The following is a 15,704-nucleotide window of genomic DNA, read 5'->3' as shown; positions in this document are numbered from 1 at the left end:
AAGGGCGCCTTTCGGCGCCCTTTCGTCTTTATATACTCTACCAAATAGCTATAGATAGCTATCCCCGCGCATTCACGCCAACAAACGGGTTAGTCAGGCGCTCGTGGCCGATACTCGACATCGGGCCGTGCCCCGGAATAAACCGCACGTCGTCCCCCATCGGCCACAGCTTTTCTCTGATAGACGTCATCAGCGTCTGATAATCTCCCCGAGGGAAGTCAGTGCGGCCAATGCTGCCGTAGAACAGCACATCGCCCACCAGCGCTAGGCGATCTGCATCAGAGAAGAACACGACGTGCCCTGGAGTATGCCCCGGTGTATACATCACTTTAAGCGTGTGCTTGCCGACGGTTACCGTATCCCCATCCTCCAGCCAGCGATCTGGCACAAAAGGATCGCAGTGCTCTAGGCCGAAACGCGTCGTTTGATCCGGCAGAATCTCTAGTAGAAACAAGTCCTCTTTATGAGGTCCGATAATAGGCACCCCGTAGCGTTTAGCCACTTTTTCCGCACCGCCGACGTGATCTGAGTGGCCGTGCGTTAAAAGCACCTGCTTTAAAGTGACGCCTAACGCGTCAATGTGCTGGCTTAACAGTTCAGCCTCGCCACCGGGATCGACAATCGCCGCTTCTTTGGTCTCTTCACACCACAGTAACGTACAGTTTTGTTGAAACGGCGTAACCGGAATAATTTGATATTTCAAAGCGTTCTCCTCTGCTCTCAGGCCGATGCGCAAGTGACGCTATCATTCCACAGGCCGTCCCTTAGAGCAACGACGCAGCGAATAAAAAAGGCGCCGTTAGGCGCCCGCATACTTCTGCTATCGAGGATATTACCAGTTTCGCACTGGCCCCGTATCGACGTGAACAAAGTTACTGGAGGGGTAGTAGCCAACGCCTCCCGACTTCATTTTCAACGCCGCATCTCTTAGCGACTTTAGCGCTACGCCGGGAATACGGATATCCGCAGCCTGCCCTAGCGTGTGATAGCTATTCTTGGCAACGCCGCGCTTGCTTGCTCGCATTTCGCTATTGCTAGCGGTGCTTCTGTAGCCGCAAATAAGCTCAATCTGGCGATTGCCAAACTGCTTTTGCAGGTAGTACAGCTTGTCGTAGAGCTTAGGGTCTATCGTAATCACCTGATCGGTACGGCGATCGCGAAAAATATGGTTCAGGCGGGAAAGCTCTTTTTTATCGTAGCTTTTACCGTTGAAATAGGTCGACGATATCGTTTCATTGGTATTGATATTTTTTACCAGCAGCGTCCGAGTTCTTGGCTGGCTGTTCTTGGTTTTTGTTTTGGTCTTTGCCGGTGCGGCTAATGCAACCTCAGGAAGGAGCGCTAGGCCTAACGCAGCGCCGCCAATGACTAACCACTTTCGGCGGTGAAGATCAATTTTATCCATAGTGTATATCTATACTCAGTAAAACGGTTTATTAACGCAACACGCTCTCTGCTTCAGGCCCTCTCCTTTTCTAAGAGAATTCCTATAGGAAACAAAAAGATGAATCTTTAACAGGATAGCTTGCCAGAGAGAATTGTCCAGAACTGAACTGTTTAACGCGCGCTTAAAATGTAAGCGCGCGTTTCGATCTTTCACTATGGCTTCTGTTATGACAACAGAAATGGGGAAATTACCGCATTAACGCAACAATTTTTCTATCTGGGGCAGTTCTTTCACCCCGGCCAAAGCCAGACGATCATAGCCGTAGATGTCAGAGCGGAACTCAGGCTGACCTTCGGTAGATACCCAAGACGTCAGGTAGTAAAGCTGCACTGGGATCTTTTCACGAATTTCAGCAAAGGTTGTACTGCCACGCTTGAGCGTGTTCTGGATACGTCCATCGTCCCACCCTGCGTCATTTAACAGCATATTCGCCAGCTCTGCCGCTTTATTGACACGGATACAGCCGGAGCTTAACGCCCGCATGTTCTTATCAAACAGGCGATGGTTAGGGGTATCGTGGAGATAGATAGCTTCATCGTTAGGCATATTGAACTTAAAGCGACCTAGCGCGTTACCGCGACCGGGCGCCTGCTGTAGACGATACTTTCCGCTGCCTTCAGACCAGTCAATCGTGCTGGGGTCAACCACTTCCGCATTCTTGCCGTATCCTGAGTAAACGGTATAGCCCTGACGCTTCAGATATTCTGCATCGCGCTTGGCCTTAGGCACCAAGTCTTCACGAATAAGCTTAGCCGGAACGTTCCACGGCGGGTTAACCACCACGTTGTTCATGGCGCTACTCATTAGCGGCGTCTTACGGCGTACGGAGCCAACGATCACTTTAGATTCCAGAATGCGCTCACCGTTAACGTAATAAACCAGTGAGTAGTCAGGAATATTGACGAAAACGCCGTGATCCCAAGCGGCAGGCAGCAGGCGCAGGCGCTGAATATTCAATGCCAAAATGGCGGCTCGCGTCTGCGGAGCCATATTTAACGCTTCACGCGTGCTGTTGCCGATGGCGCCATCGGCTTCCAGACCATACATCTGCTGAAACTTTTTAACGGCTTCTACCAGACCTTTATCATAAGCCAAGGACACCTGACTCTTAGCCGCATCCTGGCCTTCTACCGCATCAGCCGCTTTTTCCAACAGCCCGCTGCGCGTCAAAATCTCTCTTAACGCAGGCACGTCTTTACTGCTGTTACCGGGGCGAAGGCTCTGCTTGGCCATAGCCAGCTGAGGCCAAGGCTGACTATCTGCAATCAGCGGGATCATTGCAGCGCGCATTTTCTGATAGAGTGGATTCTTAGGGGCTAAGTTTTGAACAAAGTCCCCAAGGCGCCCATCTTTAGCAGCCTGCTGCCACTGCTCAATTTCCGCCTTGGCTGGCGCTGCCATTTTGTAAGTATCCGCGCGATACAGCCATCGGTTACCGTTAGCATAGACGCCGTTAACAAAGTGGAGGTAGCCCAACATTGCATCAGAAAGCACGGCATCTCGCGCCATACCGGTAAGCTCAGGGTTCGTCAGCTGAGTGACCCATTGGCCAAACTGACTGTTAACGCCGGAAAGCGCCACTTCAGCCAGTTGAGCCTGAAAAGCCTTCTGCGCACTTTCATCCTGCCACAGAGGCTTCATCTCATCAGCAGAGGCGTAGACGACGCTAAGTTCAGCAAGGTACTTCAGAGAGACACCCGCAGGCAGCGTTTTTTGTAATTCTTCACGACGCTGATTAACGAGCTCTTGTGACGGAGCAGCCAGAGCAGCCCCTTCCTGAGCGGGAACGACCACACTCGTCGTCGCACTTACGTCGACAGCGGGCGCTTCGGTGACGGTTTCGGTCTGTGCGCAGCCCACGATAGGAAAAATAGCCACTGTGGCTAGCGTGCACTTCATCGTCAGACTTTGGAGAATTTTTCGTTTTACCAACAACATCCTTTGTCCTCTACTAAAACAGTCTCAACACTATTATCGATGCCTAAAATCTAAAAAATGGCTTGATAAATTGAACTACTTTTATCCAGCAATACCCTTACCAAAACATCCTGTACTTGTTGGCATGCGAAAAACCGAGCCGCCCACACTGGCGGCTCTCTACTTACAGATTAGCGCAATGCGCCTACAATACACAATCTCATCAACAATCTTTAGTGTAACAACTCTTCTGAACTGTCACTTTCTTTATCGCTTTCCGTATCGCCTTCATCGCCCTCTTCGTTAGCCTTTTGCGCTCTGTCTTTATCAACGGAGCCAAAGCCTTTAAGGCCAACGACGTGGACATGCTCTTGGTTTTGGAACACTTTACGAACCAGCTTGTAGGTGGTGCCTTTTTCCGGACTGATATTTTCCGGCGCGGCGATCACCAGCTGCATTTCCAGACGTTCGCACAGTTCAAAAAGCGTTGCAATGGAGTTGGCATCCAGTCGGCGGCCTCATCAAGGAACAGCAGGCGACATGGGATAATGTCTTTACCGCGCAGCCTCTTGGACTCCTCTTCCCAGCTTTGTACCACCATCACCAGAATGGACATACCGGTACCAATCGCTTCACCGGTAGACAGCGCTCCGCTTTCTGCCCTCAGCCAGCCGTCGGAACCGCGGAACACTTCCACTTCCATCTCAAGGTAGTTTCGGTAGTCCAAAAGCTCTTCGCCAATAGTCTGTGGCGCGCGCTGCCCCATATCGATATGCGGATTCAGTCGCTGATAGAGCTTGGCTAGCGCTTCGGAGAAAGTCAGTCGATTGCTGCTAAACAGATCCTGATGCTGTTCTTGCTGTTCAGACAGCACTTCCAGCAGCATCGCGTGGGACTCGCGCACGTTGACGTTCAAGCGAACGCTTTTCACCTGCCCAAAGGCAACGGCCTGTAGCCCTTGGTTCAGCATGCGGATCCGGTTCTGCTCGCGCTGAATGGTTTTGCGAATAATGTTCGCTACACTCTTGGAGCTAATCGCCAGCTTCTGCTCGCGCGCTGTCAGCTCTTCTGTCAGGCGAGCCAGCTCAATCTCCATTTGCTCAATGGCCTCAACGGGATCGTCTGTGCGAATAATGTCCTGACGAATTCGCTCCCGCAGGTGCTGATAAACAGCAATATAAAACTGGATCTTCTTCTCTGGGCGCTTAGCGTCTTCTGACGCGCGCAGAATATCTCGCAAATGTTCGTTGTCAGCCACCGCTAAACGCAGGGCACCCAACGCTTTATCCGACATAGAGCGCAGTGCATCAGCATCCATGTAGGCAAGTTCACGGCGATGTAGACGACGTTCAACATCGTTGTCTTTCACTAAACGCATGACCAGACACCAGCCGGCTTTCGCAGTCACCACCAGCTCGCGGAACTGATGATAGTCGCGCTCGACCTTACGCAGTTTCTTCTGCAGGCTGTCCATTTCCGCTTCACAGAATGTGATCTGCTTTTCTAAATGGCTACAGCTGTGGCGATTCTGGCTCAGCGCGGCATACAGCTCGTCGCGGCGCTGCTTAGCCCGGGCCTCTGCATTTGGATCGGCCTGAACGCCAATCTCTTTGAGCTCCTGATTGAGCTCTTTAAGCATGTCCTGTTTGGCCTCGTAGGCGCTTTTCAGCGATGCCAAGACCTGATTAAACTGAGCACACTGCGCCTGAGACTGCTTAAGCTGCTCCCGCGCTCGGCTCCGTTCAGACTCTGCCTGCTCCAAGCGCTGACGCAGCTTGTCGTTGAGATCAGAGTTTTCCGTCAGCATGCCCGCCGAATCGCTATAGCTAAAGTGAGCTCGACGCTGGGCGACTTCGGTCAACGCAAACGCCTGCTGTTTTGCCTGCTGTTGAACGTTTTTCGCCTGCTCGTAGCTTTGCTGTAGGCTGTCGTGCTGAGTAGGATCGCTTTGCAGAACGGCCGCTATCGGCTCTAGCCGAGCGAGATCGGCGCCATACTGCTGCACGTACTGTGCGGCCTCCTGCGCTTCGGCTAAGTCCTCACGGATTGTTTCCACCCGATCCAGCAGGGTGTCATCCGCCATCAGGTGGAGCTGCGGCATCAGTCGGTTAAGCTGAGCAATGCTTTCTTTAACGCGATCGAGCTGCTGCTTGTGCTGACGCTCTTGGCCTTCATGGCCGTTCAGTGTCCGCTCAATCTCACCGCGGCGCGTCGTCAGCTGGCGTATTTCTACTTCAGGATCGCTGTCAAAGGCTACCCCTAAATGCGCACCGACAAAGCGACTGAAGCTCTGGTGCAGTCGCTGGGTCTTTTGTACATCAAAAGAGAGCGTCGCGTAGCGTTCCGCCAGCGCTTCGCGCTCGGCACTCAGGCTTTCAAGGCGGTTTTCCCGAGCAGCGCGCCCAAACAGCGGTACTTCAGGGAAACGCGAGTAGCGCCACTGCCGGTCAGAAACTTTCACCACGACCGCATTTGGCACTTCTTCCGCTTCCAGCACGCTGTCGTCAAACGACTGTGGATCCCCCTCAATAAGATAGAGATCTTCTGGACAGTCTTCCAGAGACTCGAGATGTTCTCTGATAAGGGCAAGATTAGGTACGACAATCGCATGGCGAGCCGGGCCGTAAAGCGCCGAGAAGTATGGAGCATCCTCCAGCACGACGTCGTCATAAATTTCTGACAGCAGAACGCCGCCAAAGCGCTCCGCCAGCGCCAGAAGACGCCCGTCCTCTGCACCGCTAGGCTGACTCAAGCGCTCAATCTGCTGTTCGACAAGCATCTTTTGAGCGGCAATCTTGTCGCGTTCAACCGTTGTTTCACGCTCGCGCTCAAGCAGGCACTGCATTTGCTCAGTCACCAGAGTGCTGCTTTCTAGGGTTTCGCCGCACTGTTCAGACAGCGTGGTTAACGCATCCTGCGCGGCTATCCACGCCGGTGCCTTATCTGACAGAATCTTAATTCGCTGACTGGCCTGCTCCAGTTCCTGACGCAGCGACATTCGCTGTTCGCCAAAGCCGACCGCTGTTTGAGACAGGCTTTCTAGCAGCACTTCCTGCTCGTCGCGCAGTACGTCTAAATCCTCTATTGCATAGTCCTGCCCGGACTTTTTGCAAAACTCTTGCAGCAGCCGTTCCGCTTCCTGCTGTTCGCGCAGGCGCTGTTCCAGTTCGGACAGCTGAATGCGCAGTGCATTGACGCGTTCGGCCTGATGCTGCTGAGACGGCCAGTCCCGCAGTAGGGCTTTGGCAGTATTCCAAGCCTCATCGCGCCCGACTTCACCGGCAATTCGGCATACCAATCGATAGGCCTCTTCAAACTGGCCGTGTGCGGCATCGGCTACGCTCAGCTTTTGTTCAAGCTGGAGCAGTGCCGATGTGGCTTCCTGCTCGCGAGCAGAAAAGGTTTCCAGCCATTCATCGACATTTTCAATAGTCAATTCTGGAATGCGGCACAGCTCTCTGGCGCGCTCCAGCGCTGCCAGCGCCTGTTGATATTGAATAGCGCGGGTTTGCTGTACGTCCAGCGCCTGCTGGTAGTCCGCCAGCTGGCTTTTTAGTTCATCAACCTCAATCTCTGAGGCTTCTGCGGCGGCCTGACGCTCTTCCAACTGTTCGTTGGCTTCGGCCACCACTTCATTTTGTTCTTCCAGACGGTAAGTCAGTTCGTCTAAATCGCCGCTGTAGCGTTCGATTTTTTCCTGCTGACGCATAGCCGTCTGAACCAGGTTTAAATGGTCGCTGGCACCCTGATAGTCCATCTCAAGGTCGGACTGCGCGCCGGACTGCTCCGCCAGCTCCCGCGCCATTTCTACGTGACGGTACTGCTCGGTGACAAGCTGTGCCCGACCGCTGAACAGCTCTCGACGCATTAACATCGCGTCATCCAGATGAACGCGGCGCTCGTTAGCATGCCGCATATAGTCCGCAGCAACGTAAGAGGTGGCTTCTGAAATCAGATGTTTAAACAGATCGCGATCGGACTGAGTTACTCGAATCGCCTCTAGCGTCATGCGGTTTTCACGCAGGGCCGATTCCATATCCTGAAACGCTTTACGCACACCGCCGTTTTCCGGCAACAGATAGTCACGCAGTGAGCGAGTAATCGCGCTGGAAATACCGCCGTACAGCGAGGCTTCAATCAGGCGATAAAACTTGCTGCGGTCAGAAGAAGAGCGCAGGCGTTTAGGAATAACGCCCAAATCAAACATAACCGCATGGTAGTCAGCAATTGAATTAAACTGCTTGAACTGGACGCCTTCCATCGCTTCAGCGCGCTCTTTCAGCTCGTTCAGCGGCAGAACTCGCGCCTGCCGCTCACCGACACTTTCGGTAACCAGCTGTGTGGGTTGAATCGACGCTGGTAGACCGAAAATCATAAACGGCTTAATGTCGACCTTTTTATCGCGCCCCGCCACCTGCTGTAGGCGCACGCCGCACAGCACGCGCTGATGGCGTGAATTCACCACGTCCAGCGTAGAGTAGCAGACCCCTGCCTTGAGCTTACCGAACAGCCCCTTATCTCGCGAACCGCTGGTAGCCCCTGCTTCGGTGGTATTACGAAAGTGCAGGAGCGTCAGGTCAGGAATTAACGCCGTGACAAAGGCCGCCATGGTCGTTGACTTACCGGCACCGTTCCCGCCAGACAGCGTAGTTACCAGTTCATCAAGGTCAAAGGTTCGGGCGAAAAAGCCGTTCCAGTTAACTAATGTTAACGAGCGAAACTTTCCGCGCTCAACGAATCCGCGTTCAATTAATCCGCGCTCATTCATTCCAGTTCATCCTCCGCGCTCTCCGCTGCGCTATCCGTTCCCTGCTCGTCATCGGCGTCAGAAAGTGACAGGGTATTCTCTAAAGGCATGGCCTCACCGTCGCGAATCATGCGCAACTGAGCCTCACGCGGATCGTCAGAGCTTCTTACATCGGCACCAAAGCGGAACACCGATTCGTTAATGCGAAATTTACTGCTATCGCTGCCGATAAACGTCACCATGCCTAAACGACGCAGTCGATTCAGAGAGGTTCTTACCTTTTCCTGCAGCTTTTGGCGATCAACGTCCGAGCCGGTAGAGCGCTGGTTAACAAACTTCAGCAGTTTGCTCTCATCAGACAGCGCAATCAGCTCTTCATACAGCTCCTGCCCGCTAAATATCCCTTCCTGTGCCAGCCTTTCCGGGCTGAGATAAAGGTAGCAAAGGATCTTGCCCACCATCATATCCAGCTCAGAGAGCACCGAACGGGCGATCAGCGTTGTAGAGCGAGGCCGCAGATAGAAAAAACCTTCCGGCGCGCGTATCAGCTCGACGTTATAGCGCAGGTAAAAGCGCTCCAGCTCGTCCTGATAGTCCATCAGGTAGGCATGGTTATCGAGTTCGTCGATTCCAATGTGGCGACCGGCGCGCAATTGGCTGTCCAGCGCCGGAAATAAAGGGTTGGCAATTGCCTGAGCCAGCTTAGCCGGCATGACTTGTTCAATATTTGTCGATGACATGGGCCTGCACCTTGGCTCCGTAATCGTTAATGGGCTGCCATTCGGCAGGCAATCCGGAAAAATCGGCGTCCGCTACGCCCAGCCTGACGGCCTGATCAACCAGCAGTCTGGCGACGTCAAAGTGGCGCGCCTGAGGAAACTGTGTCAGGTAGCTGCGCATAACTGCGCCAAGATCGAGAGGCCGCTCTTCGCGTTTAAACACCTCAAGGGACGCTTCAATATGCGAGGCAATCTGCTCACGCATTTCGGTAAATTCTTCATACTCCATTTCCGGCGGAAGTTCGCCGGTAACTTCGTCGTTTCTCAGCGCCAGCTCTTCGTCACGCATGTCATAAAGACGTTCCGCGTTGGCATAGCTAAGCGCCCAAGGGTTATCGAAGTAGGTTTGTAGAGTCTGGCGCAGGCGCTGGGCAAATACGCGGTTTTTATCCATGTCGATGGCGGTACGAATAAACTTATGGATGTGCCTATCGTAGCCGATCCACAGATCGATCGCCTGCTGGCCCCAGCTAATAATGCGATCGAGCTTAGCCTGAAGATCCAGCACCAGTTTGTCGACAAACTGCAGTTCTGCTGAACTCATGGTGGCATCCTGAATGCGCAGAAGATTGGCCTGAAGCTTGTCTCCGGCGGCCTCTAGCGTGTCCTGTAGCTCTCTTAGCGTGCCTGAGGTTTCCATCAGCAGCCCTTCACAGCTGGAAATCGCCGCGCGCCAGTCCTTACTCAACAGGGCCGCAATCTCTTCTTTCACGCTAGTTTGCTGTTCGTCCATGATGCGCTGGGTCAGATCGATGCTGTCGAAAATTTCCGCAACGGAATACTTCAGCGGCGCAAACACGTTTCGATGCCAGTGGAAGTCATCGCCGCCCTCTTCCGCTGCTTCAGCGGCCAGCTTAAGCTCTTGGGCAACAATGGAAAGCTGCATCGACAGCCTGAGGGTAGAAAACTCACGCTGGCGAATGTAGTAATCAGTGATCCCCATACCTAAAGGCGTGAGGCGATAGATAGCGTAGCCGTCGGCCAGCTCGCTGGTAAAGCGGTTAAATAGCCGCTGTTTAACCATGTCGTTAATAGCGTTATTGGCGCGAACCGCTATGGTTTCGTTGGTCTGCTCAAAGGCTTTACTGACGTGACGAAAGGCGTCAATCAGTTCGCCTTCGTTCATTTCACCATCCAGCCGGTCGTGATTCAGCGTGGCGACCGCCAGCAGAAACGCCAAACGCTCCGTCGGCAGCGACAGAGAAAAGTCGTTTTTACGCGCCCAGGCAACCAGTTCTGGCACTGTCTGGGAAAATTCACTCATAGCTTCTATCCCTTACGTTCGATGCGTTTGGCTTTTGCGCCACCAGATGGATATAACGTCCCAAACTCACAAACGGCTCCTGCCGACAATAGCGTAACTCTAGCGCCAGCAGCGCATCAAAATACTGCTGCTGGTGCTGCTTATCCTGCATGTAGTCGTGAAATATCCGAACGCCGCTTTTCTCAATCACCGACATGTCCATGTCACTCAACCACCCTTCAACCTGCTGCGGCACCAGTGGATTATCAGGAGAAAGCGAACGACGCTTCTTTTTCCGCATCCCGGCTTCAATATAGTCAAAATTACCCAGCGTAACGTTCCGGAACAGCAGCGCATCATGGTTATAAAACATCAGGGATAAGACCCCTCCGGGCCTCAGGCACTGCTCTACGGCATAGAGCGCACCGCGCTGATCGTCTATCCATTCTAGTACGGCGTGGAATAATACCAGATCTACTGGCGCATCTAAACGTTCAGCAACATTCTGTACGGCGCAGTGAATAAATTTTATCTTATCCTCCACACCGTTTTCTATGGCTGACTGCCGAGCCTTCTCAAGCATCGTTTCGGAGATGTCACAAAAGGTCACTCTGTGACCGCGTTTTGCCATTTCACACGCCATAATGCCCCCACCGCCGCCAGCATCTAAGATATGTAAGGGGCCGTCGGGCATAGAGGCCAGCGTTTTTTCCAGATCCTGCCACAGGACGGCCTGGCGAATTTTGCCTTTCGTTGTGCCATAAATATTGTGCGAAAACTTTTCGGCAATATCGTCAAAATTGCGATCTTTCACGGCGAACTGACTCTCTCCGCTATCAACAATGGGCTAAAAGCAACAACACATTCTTCTATTATTGCTGTAACTTACTATAAAATGAACGCCTGATATTCTCACTGAACGCCGTCTGACCATCAGCCTGGAAAATCTATGCTTTTCACTCTAAAAAAAATCGTCGGCGGTCTACTGCTGCCACTGCCCTTTCTTCTGACAGCGATGGCTATCGCGCTTCTGCTACTGTGGTTCACCCGCTGGCAAAAAAGCGCCAAAGTACTGATGACCGTAAGCTGGTTAACGCTGTTGCTGATTAGTCTCCAGCCCGTCGCTGATAGACTACTCATGCCCCTTGAAACACGTTTTCCGACTTACTCTCCGAAGGCGCAGGGTGAGCCCCATATCGAATACATCGTGGTACTCGGCGGCGGCTATACCTACAATTCAGAGTGGGCTCCCAGCTCCAATCTCTTCCCCAATAGCCTGCCGAGAGTCGCAGAGGGCGTTCGCCTTCACCGCCTTATCCCCGGCAGCAAGCTAGTGTTTACGGGAGCCTATGCCGAATCTAATCCGGTCGCCAGTGCGACAGTGGCCGCCATGGTGGCTGAAAGCCTTGGCGTAGACAAACAGAATGTCATCGCGCTGGATCGGGCTAAAGACACGATTGAAGAGTCGCAGGCAGTGGCTGAACTGGTTAACGGTAACCCCTTCCTGCTCGTGACCTCCGCCAATCACCTGCCCAGAGCCGTAAAAATCTTTCAGAACGCGGGGCTGAACCCTATCCCGGTTCCTGCTAACCAAATGGCCACCTATGGACCGCTAAACCCTTGGGAAAAAGCGTTTCCATCAGCACTCTACCTATCGCACAGCGAGCGCGCCTGGTACGAAACGCTGGGAAGCTGGTGGCTAAAAATCAAAGAGTAGCAGCAGACGCTCCGCCGGTAACGTACCGGCGGGCAGTGCCAGATTTAAAAACGATGGCCCAGAGCCTCTCTGACCCTGAACAGGTCTTCCGGCGTATCAACCCCCACGGTCGGCACCTCTTTAGCCTTGTCCACGTGGATCTTTTCGCCGTACCAGAGCACCCGAAGCTGTTCCAGCATTTCAATCTGCTCAAGGGGGCTTGGCTGCCAGTTGACGTAGCGGCGAACAAACCCGGCGCGATAGGCGTAAATACCAATATGGCGCAGGTAAAAGTCACCAATCTCTTTCGTTGAAACGCTAAATCGATTTCTGTCCCAGGGAATAGTCGCTCGGGAGAAATAAATTGCATAGCCTTTGCTGTCAATAACGACCTTCACCGCGTTAGGGTTAAAGGCCTCTTCAACATCATCAATGGGGACAGCCAGTGTCGCCATACCGGCATCAGAGGAGGCTAAGTTGTCAGCAACCTGACGAATGATAACCGGAGGGATCATAGGCTCGTCCCCCTGAACGTTGACAATCACTTCGTCATCATTAAAGCCGTAGCGGTCAATGACTTCAGCCAAGCGCTCTGTGCCAGAATTATGGTCCGGGCTGGTTAAACACACTTCGCCGCCGGCAGCTTCCACCGCCAGTTTAACTTCTTCATTATCCGTCGCGACAATCACTCTGGATGCGCCGGACTCCAGCGCCCGCTCCATGACGTGAACTACCATCGGCTTACCGGCGATATCCGCCAGTGGCTTACCCGGTAGTCTGGTTGACGCGTAGCGTGCAGGAACAATGGCAATAAAACTCATGACGCTTTCTCATCTTGAGTCAGTTTGTGAGCTTCGTTTTCCAACAGCACTGGAATACCATCGCGCACGGGATAAGCCAAACTGTCTAGGTTGCAAATAAGCTGTTGACGCTCTTTGTTAAAGGCCAGCTTACCGCCACAAACCGGACAGGCGATGATGTCCAACAGTCGATGATCCATGAATAACCTCTAGTAATCGCAAAGATTGACACTGCTGCTGACAATAGCACATTTCACACCAAGATTTCATGCAAAAGCGCCGCTTCCCCGCGCTATATCAAGGTTTTTGTGACCCTTAATATCAGCGCGAAATCGCCGCTGTCAGTATGGATAACAGACGCTCTTCGTCTTCTGAAGAAAAGTGAGCATCAACGGGTAAATACCACCAGCTGTCTTTTGCAAACCCACGGCACTTCACCGCGTCCTTTTCTGTCATAAGTAATGACTGAGCCCCTGTCGTTAGAGAAGACAGGGTATCCAGTGTGTAATCCTGATGATCGGCAAAACCGTGCACGGCGTCAGGCTTGACGCCAAGGCTATTTAACGTTTGGAAGAAGCGTGGAGGGTGGCCAATACCGGCCATAGCGACAACAGAGCCTAGCTCGGTGACAGGCACTCTTTCGTCGGTCACGAGGTTAACGGCCAGAGAAGGCAGCAGCGTCATCGGGATTTCTCCCGGCATCGCCCTACCGCCGTTAACGATCGCTGCATCGACACTCTCAAGCCGTTTGGCTCGCTCTCGCATGGGCCCGGCCGGTAACCACCAGCCGTTGCCGAAGCGGCGAACGCCGTCAACGACCACCAGCTCGACGTCTCTCTGTAAAGCGTAGTGCTGTAGCCCGTCATCGGTAACAATAATGTCCAGTTCATATTGCGACAGCAGCGCCTCAACGGCCTGACGGCGAACGGGAGAAACGGCGACGGGAGCCCCCGTGCGTTGGAAAATCAGTACCGGTTCATCACCCGCCTCGTTGGGCGTAGTGGCCTTATTCAGCACAACCGGATAACGCTCGGCCTTGCCGCCATAGCCACGAGAGACAACGCCGACTCGTAGCCCTTTTTGGCTAAGGCGTTCAACCAGCCAGATAACAATAGGCGTTTTTCCGTTGCCCCCGGCGGTTAAGTTACCTACCACCACCACAGGCACAGGAGAACGCCAAGAACGCAGCCATCCCAGTCGATAGCCCCAGCGCCTCAAACTGCTGACCAGCCCATACAGCAGGGACAGCGGCAGCAGCAGAGGATAGAGCTTTGACTTTCCTGACCAGATGCGCTCAATCATTGACTAAACTGCATCCGATGCAGCTGGGCGTAAACACCGCCGTTACGCAGCAGCTCTTCGTGATTGCCGCGTTCAACTATGCGACCGTCTTCAATGACCAAAATCTGGTCGGCTTTTTCAATAGTCGACAGACGGTGGGCAATAACCAAAGAGGTGCGGTTTTTTTGCAGTTCGTCCAGCGCAGCCTGTATAGCTCGTTCAGATTCAGTATCCAGCGCCGAGGTGGCTTCGTCCAGAATCAGAATTGGACTATCGCGCAGCAGCGCTCGGGCGATAGCAATGCGCTGGCGCTGACCGCCGGAAAGCAAAACGCCGTTTTCGCCGATCATGGTATCCAGCCCCAGCTCCATCTTTTTGATGAAGTCCATTGCATAGGCCATTGTCGCCGCTTTCTCTATCTCTTCGCGGCTGTATTCTTCTGTACGCGCATAGGCAATGTTATTGGCGATCGTGTCGTTAAACAGGTGAACGTTCTGAGAGACAACGGCAACCTGCTCTCGCAGGGAGCTCAGGGTGTATTCCCTCACTTCGTGACCATCAATGAGGATTTCACCGCTTTGAATATCGTAAAAGCGCGTTAAAAGATTGGCAATGGTCGACTTACCGGAGCCAGAGCGCCCCACCAGAGCAACCGTTTTTCCAGCAGGAATCGTCAGGCTAATGCCTTTCAGCGCCGGCTCTTCTTTTGTTGGGTAAGTAAAGACAACGTCGCGAAGCTCAACGTCTCCTTTCACACGATCGACCTTCAGCGTGCCTTCGTCTTTTTCCGTTTCGGTATCTAAAATCGCAAACAGCGTCTGGCAGGCTGCCATCCCGCGCTGAAACTGCGCGTTCACGTTGGTTAATGACTTCAGCGGCTTCATCAGCGCCACCATGGATGAAAAGACCACGGTAATGGTTCCCGCTGACAGGGTTCCCATAATTTCAGGAAAGCTGGAAGCAAACAGCACCATAGCTAGCGCGGTTGAGGCAATCAGCTGAATAATAGGGTCGGAAATCGCTGAAGCAGCAGTCATCTTCATTCCCTGCTGACGCATGCGGTTGCTGACCTTATTGAAGCGATTGGTTTCTACTTCCTGGCCGCCAAACAGCAGCACTTCTTTATGCCCTTTCAGCATCTGCTCAGCGCTGGCGGTTACCTGCCCCATGGTATTTTGCATATTCTTGCTGATGGCGCGAAAGCGTTTGGAAACAAAGCGAATAACGACGGACACCACAGGTGCCAAAATAACCAAAATCAGTGACAACTGCCAGCTGTAGTAAAACATCATGCCAAACAGCGCCAGAATATAGGCGCCTTCACGCACGACGGTGATCAGTGCGCTCGAAGACGAAGAGGCAACCTGTTCTGAATCGTAGGTAATACGTGAAAGCAACGTTCCGGTTGACTGCTGGTCAAAGAAGGAGACGGGCATACTCATCATGTGATTAAACAGCCGGCGGCGAACCGTCATTACGACCTTGCCGGAAACCCACGATAAACAGTATGTTGATATATAGCTGGTCACACCGCGCATGACCATCAGCCCCAGAACGACAAGTGACATCCATGCCAGTATGTTGCTTTCAGACTTGCCGAATCCGTCATCCAACAGCGGCTTGAGCAGAGAGATCATAAGTGCGTCTGTTCCCGCATTGAAGATCAGCGCGACAGCGGCAACGATAAGTCCGGTCTTGAAGGTCTTTATCATGGGCCACAGCCGACGGAAGGTCTGCCATGTTGAAATGTCTTTATCGTTTATCATTCATATACCAACGTTATGCGAATAAGCG

The 15,704-nt window shown here is 53.0% G+C and carries 13 protein-coding genes; 1 reads left to right on the top strand and 12 read right to left on the bottom strand.

All coding sequences use genetic code 11. From position 1 onward, the window contains the following. Positions 1 to 58 precede the first annotated feature (58 nt). From DQM29_RS06975 to cmoM, 8 genes are all read right to left on the bottom strand, one after another. Positions 59 to 703: an MBL fold metallo-hydrolase gene (locus DQM29_RS06975; protein WP_111740015.1), complete on the bottom strand. Its 645-nt coding sequence runs from the start codon at positions 701 to 703 to the stop codon at positions 59 to 61. Positions 704 to 832: 129 nt separating this feature from the next. Next, positions 833 to 1,405, bottom strand: a complete 573-nt coding sequence (gene mepK / locus DQM29_RS06970; RefSeq protein WP_111740014.1) for a peptidoglycan L,D-endopeptidase MepK — start codon at positions 1,403 to 1,405, stop codon at positions 833 to 835. 237 nt (positions 1,406 to 1,642) lie between these two features. After that, positions 1,643 to 3,385 carry a L,D-transpeptidase gene (ldtD, locus tag DQM29_RS06965; RefSeq protein WP_170126503.1) on the bottom strand — a complete coding sequence of 581 codons (1,743 nt, stop codon included), beginning with the start codon at positions 3,383 to 3,385 and terminating at the stop codon, positions 1,643 to 1,645. Positions 3,386 to 3,597: 212 nt separating this feature from the next. After that, a complete protein-coding gene (locus DQM29_RS18710; protein WP_415270862.1) occupies positions 3,598 to 3,822 on the bottom strand; it encodes a hypothetical protein in 225 nt (74 codons plus the stop codon). Continuing rightward, entirely contained in the window at positions 3,810 to 8,132 is a 4,323-nt protein-coding gene (gene mukB / locus DQM29_RS06960; RefSeq protein WP_415270861.1) for a chromosome partition protein MukB, read from the bottom strand. Before mukB ends, DQM29_RS18710 begins: the two co-directional genes overlap by 13 nt. After that, positions 8,129 to 8,851: a chromosome partition protein MukE gene (gene mukE, locus DQM29_RS06955; RefSeq protein ID WP_111740012.1), complete on the bottom strand. Its 723-nt coding sequence runs from the start codon at positions 8,849 to 8,851 to the stop codon at positions 8,129 to 8,131. The genes mukB and mukE overlap by 4 nt, the downstream gene beginning before the upstream one ends. Beyond that, positions 8,832 to 10,154, bottom strand: a complete 1,323-nt coding sequence (gene mukF, locus DQM29_RS06950; RefSeq protein WP_111740011.1) for a chromosome partition protein MukF — start codon at positions 10,152 to 10,154, stop codon at positions 8,832 to 8,834. The genes mukE and mukF overlap by 20 nt, the downstream gene beginning before the upstream one ends. Continuing rightward, the gene (cmoM, locus tag DQM29_RS06945) at positions 10,147 to 10,947 is read right to left on the bottom strand and encodes a tRNA uridine 5-oxyacetic acid(34) methyltransferase CmoM (protein ID WP_111740010.1); all 801 of its coding nucleotides are present in this window, start codon (positions 10,945 to 10,947) and stop codon (positions 10,147 to 10,149) included. The genes mukF and cmoM overlap by 8 nt, the downstream gene beginning before the upstream one ends. Positions 10,948 to 11,082: 135 nt before the next feature. Here cmoM and elyC point away from each other — a divergent pair, with 135 nt between their 5' ends. Beyond that, entirely contained in the window at positions 11,083 to 11,850 is a 768-nt protein-coding gene (gene elyC / locus DQM29_RS06940) for an envelope biogenesis factor ElyC (protein ID WP_111740009.1), read from the top strand. A gap of 44 nt (positions 11,851 to 11,894) precedes the next feature. On the opposite strand, the gene kdsB is transcribed toward elyC, so the two are convergent. The 4 genes from kdsB to msbA all read right to left on the bottom strand — a co-directional run bounded on the left by kdsB (position 11,895) and on the right by msbA (position 15,676). Then, positions 11,895 to 12,650 (bottom strand): 3-deoxy-manno-octulosonate cytidylyltransferase, encoded by a 756-nt coding sequence (gene kdsB, locus DQM29_RS06935; RefSeq protein WP_111740008.1) that lies wholly within the window; start codon positions 12,648 to 12,650, stop codon positions 11,895 to 11,897. Further along, complete coding sequence (locus DQM29_RS06930; RefSeq protein WP_111740007.1) at positions 12,647 to 12,829, bottom strand: Trm112 family protein; 183 nt, start codon at positions 12,827 to 12,829, stop codon at positions 12,647 to 12,649. Before DQM29_RS06930 ends, kdsB begins: the two co-directional genes overlap by 4 nt. Before the next feature lie 121 nt (positions 12,830 to 12,950). Further along, the gene (gene lpxK, locus DQM29_RS06925) at positions 12,951 to 13,931 is read right to left on the bottom strand and encodes a tetraacyldisaccharide 4'-kinase (RefSeq protein ID WP_111740006.1); all 981 of its coding nucleotides are present in this window, start codon (positions 13,929 to 13,931) and stop codon (positions 12,951 to 12,953) included. Then, on the bottom strand, positions 13,928 to 15,676 hold the full coding sequence (gene msbA, locus DQM29_RS06920; protein ID WP_111740005.1) for a lipid A ABC transporter ATP-binding protein/permease MsbA: 1,749 nt from the start codon (positions 15,674 to 15,676) through the stop codon (positions 13,928 to 13,930). The genes lpxK and msbA overlap by 4 nt, the downstream gene beginning before the upstream one ends. Positions 15,677 to 15,704: the final 28 nt, after the last annotated feature.

This window comes from Leminorella richardii (assembly GCF_900478135.1).
Classification (GTDB): Bacteria; Pseudomonadota; Gammaproteobacteria; order Enterobacterales; family Enterobacteriaceae; genus Leminorella; species Leminorella richardii.
The sequence above is the reverse complement of the archived record's forward strand: the minus strand, read 5'-3'. Positions and strand labels throughout refer to the sequence as shown.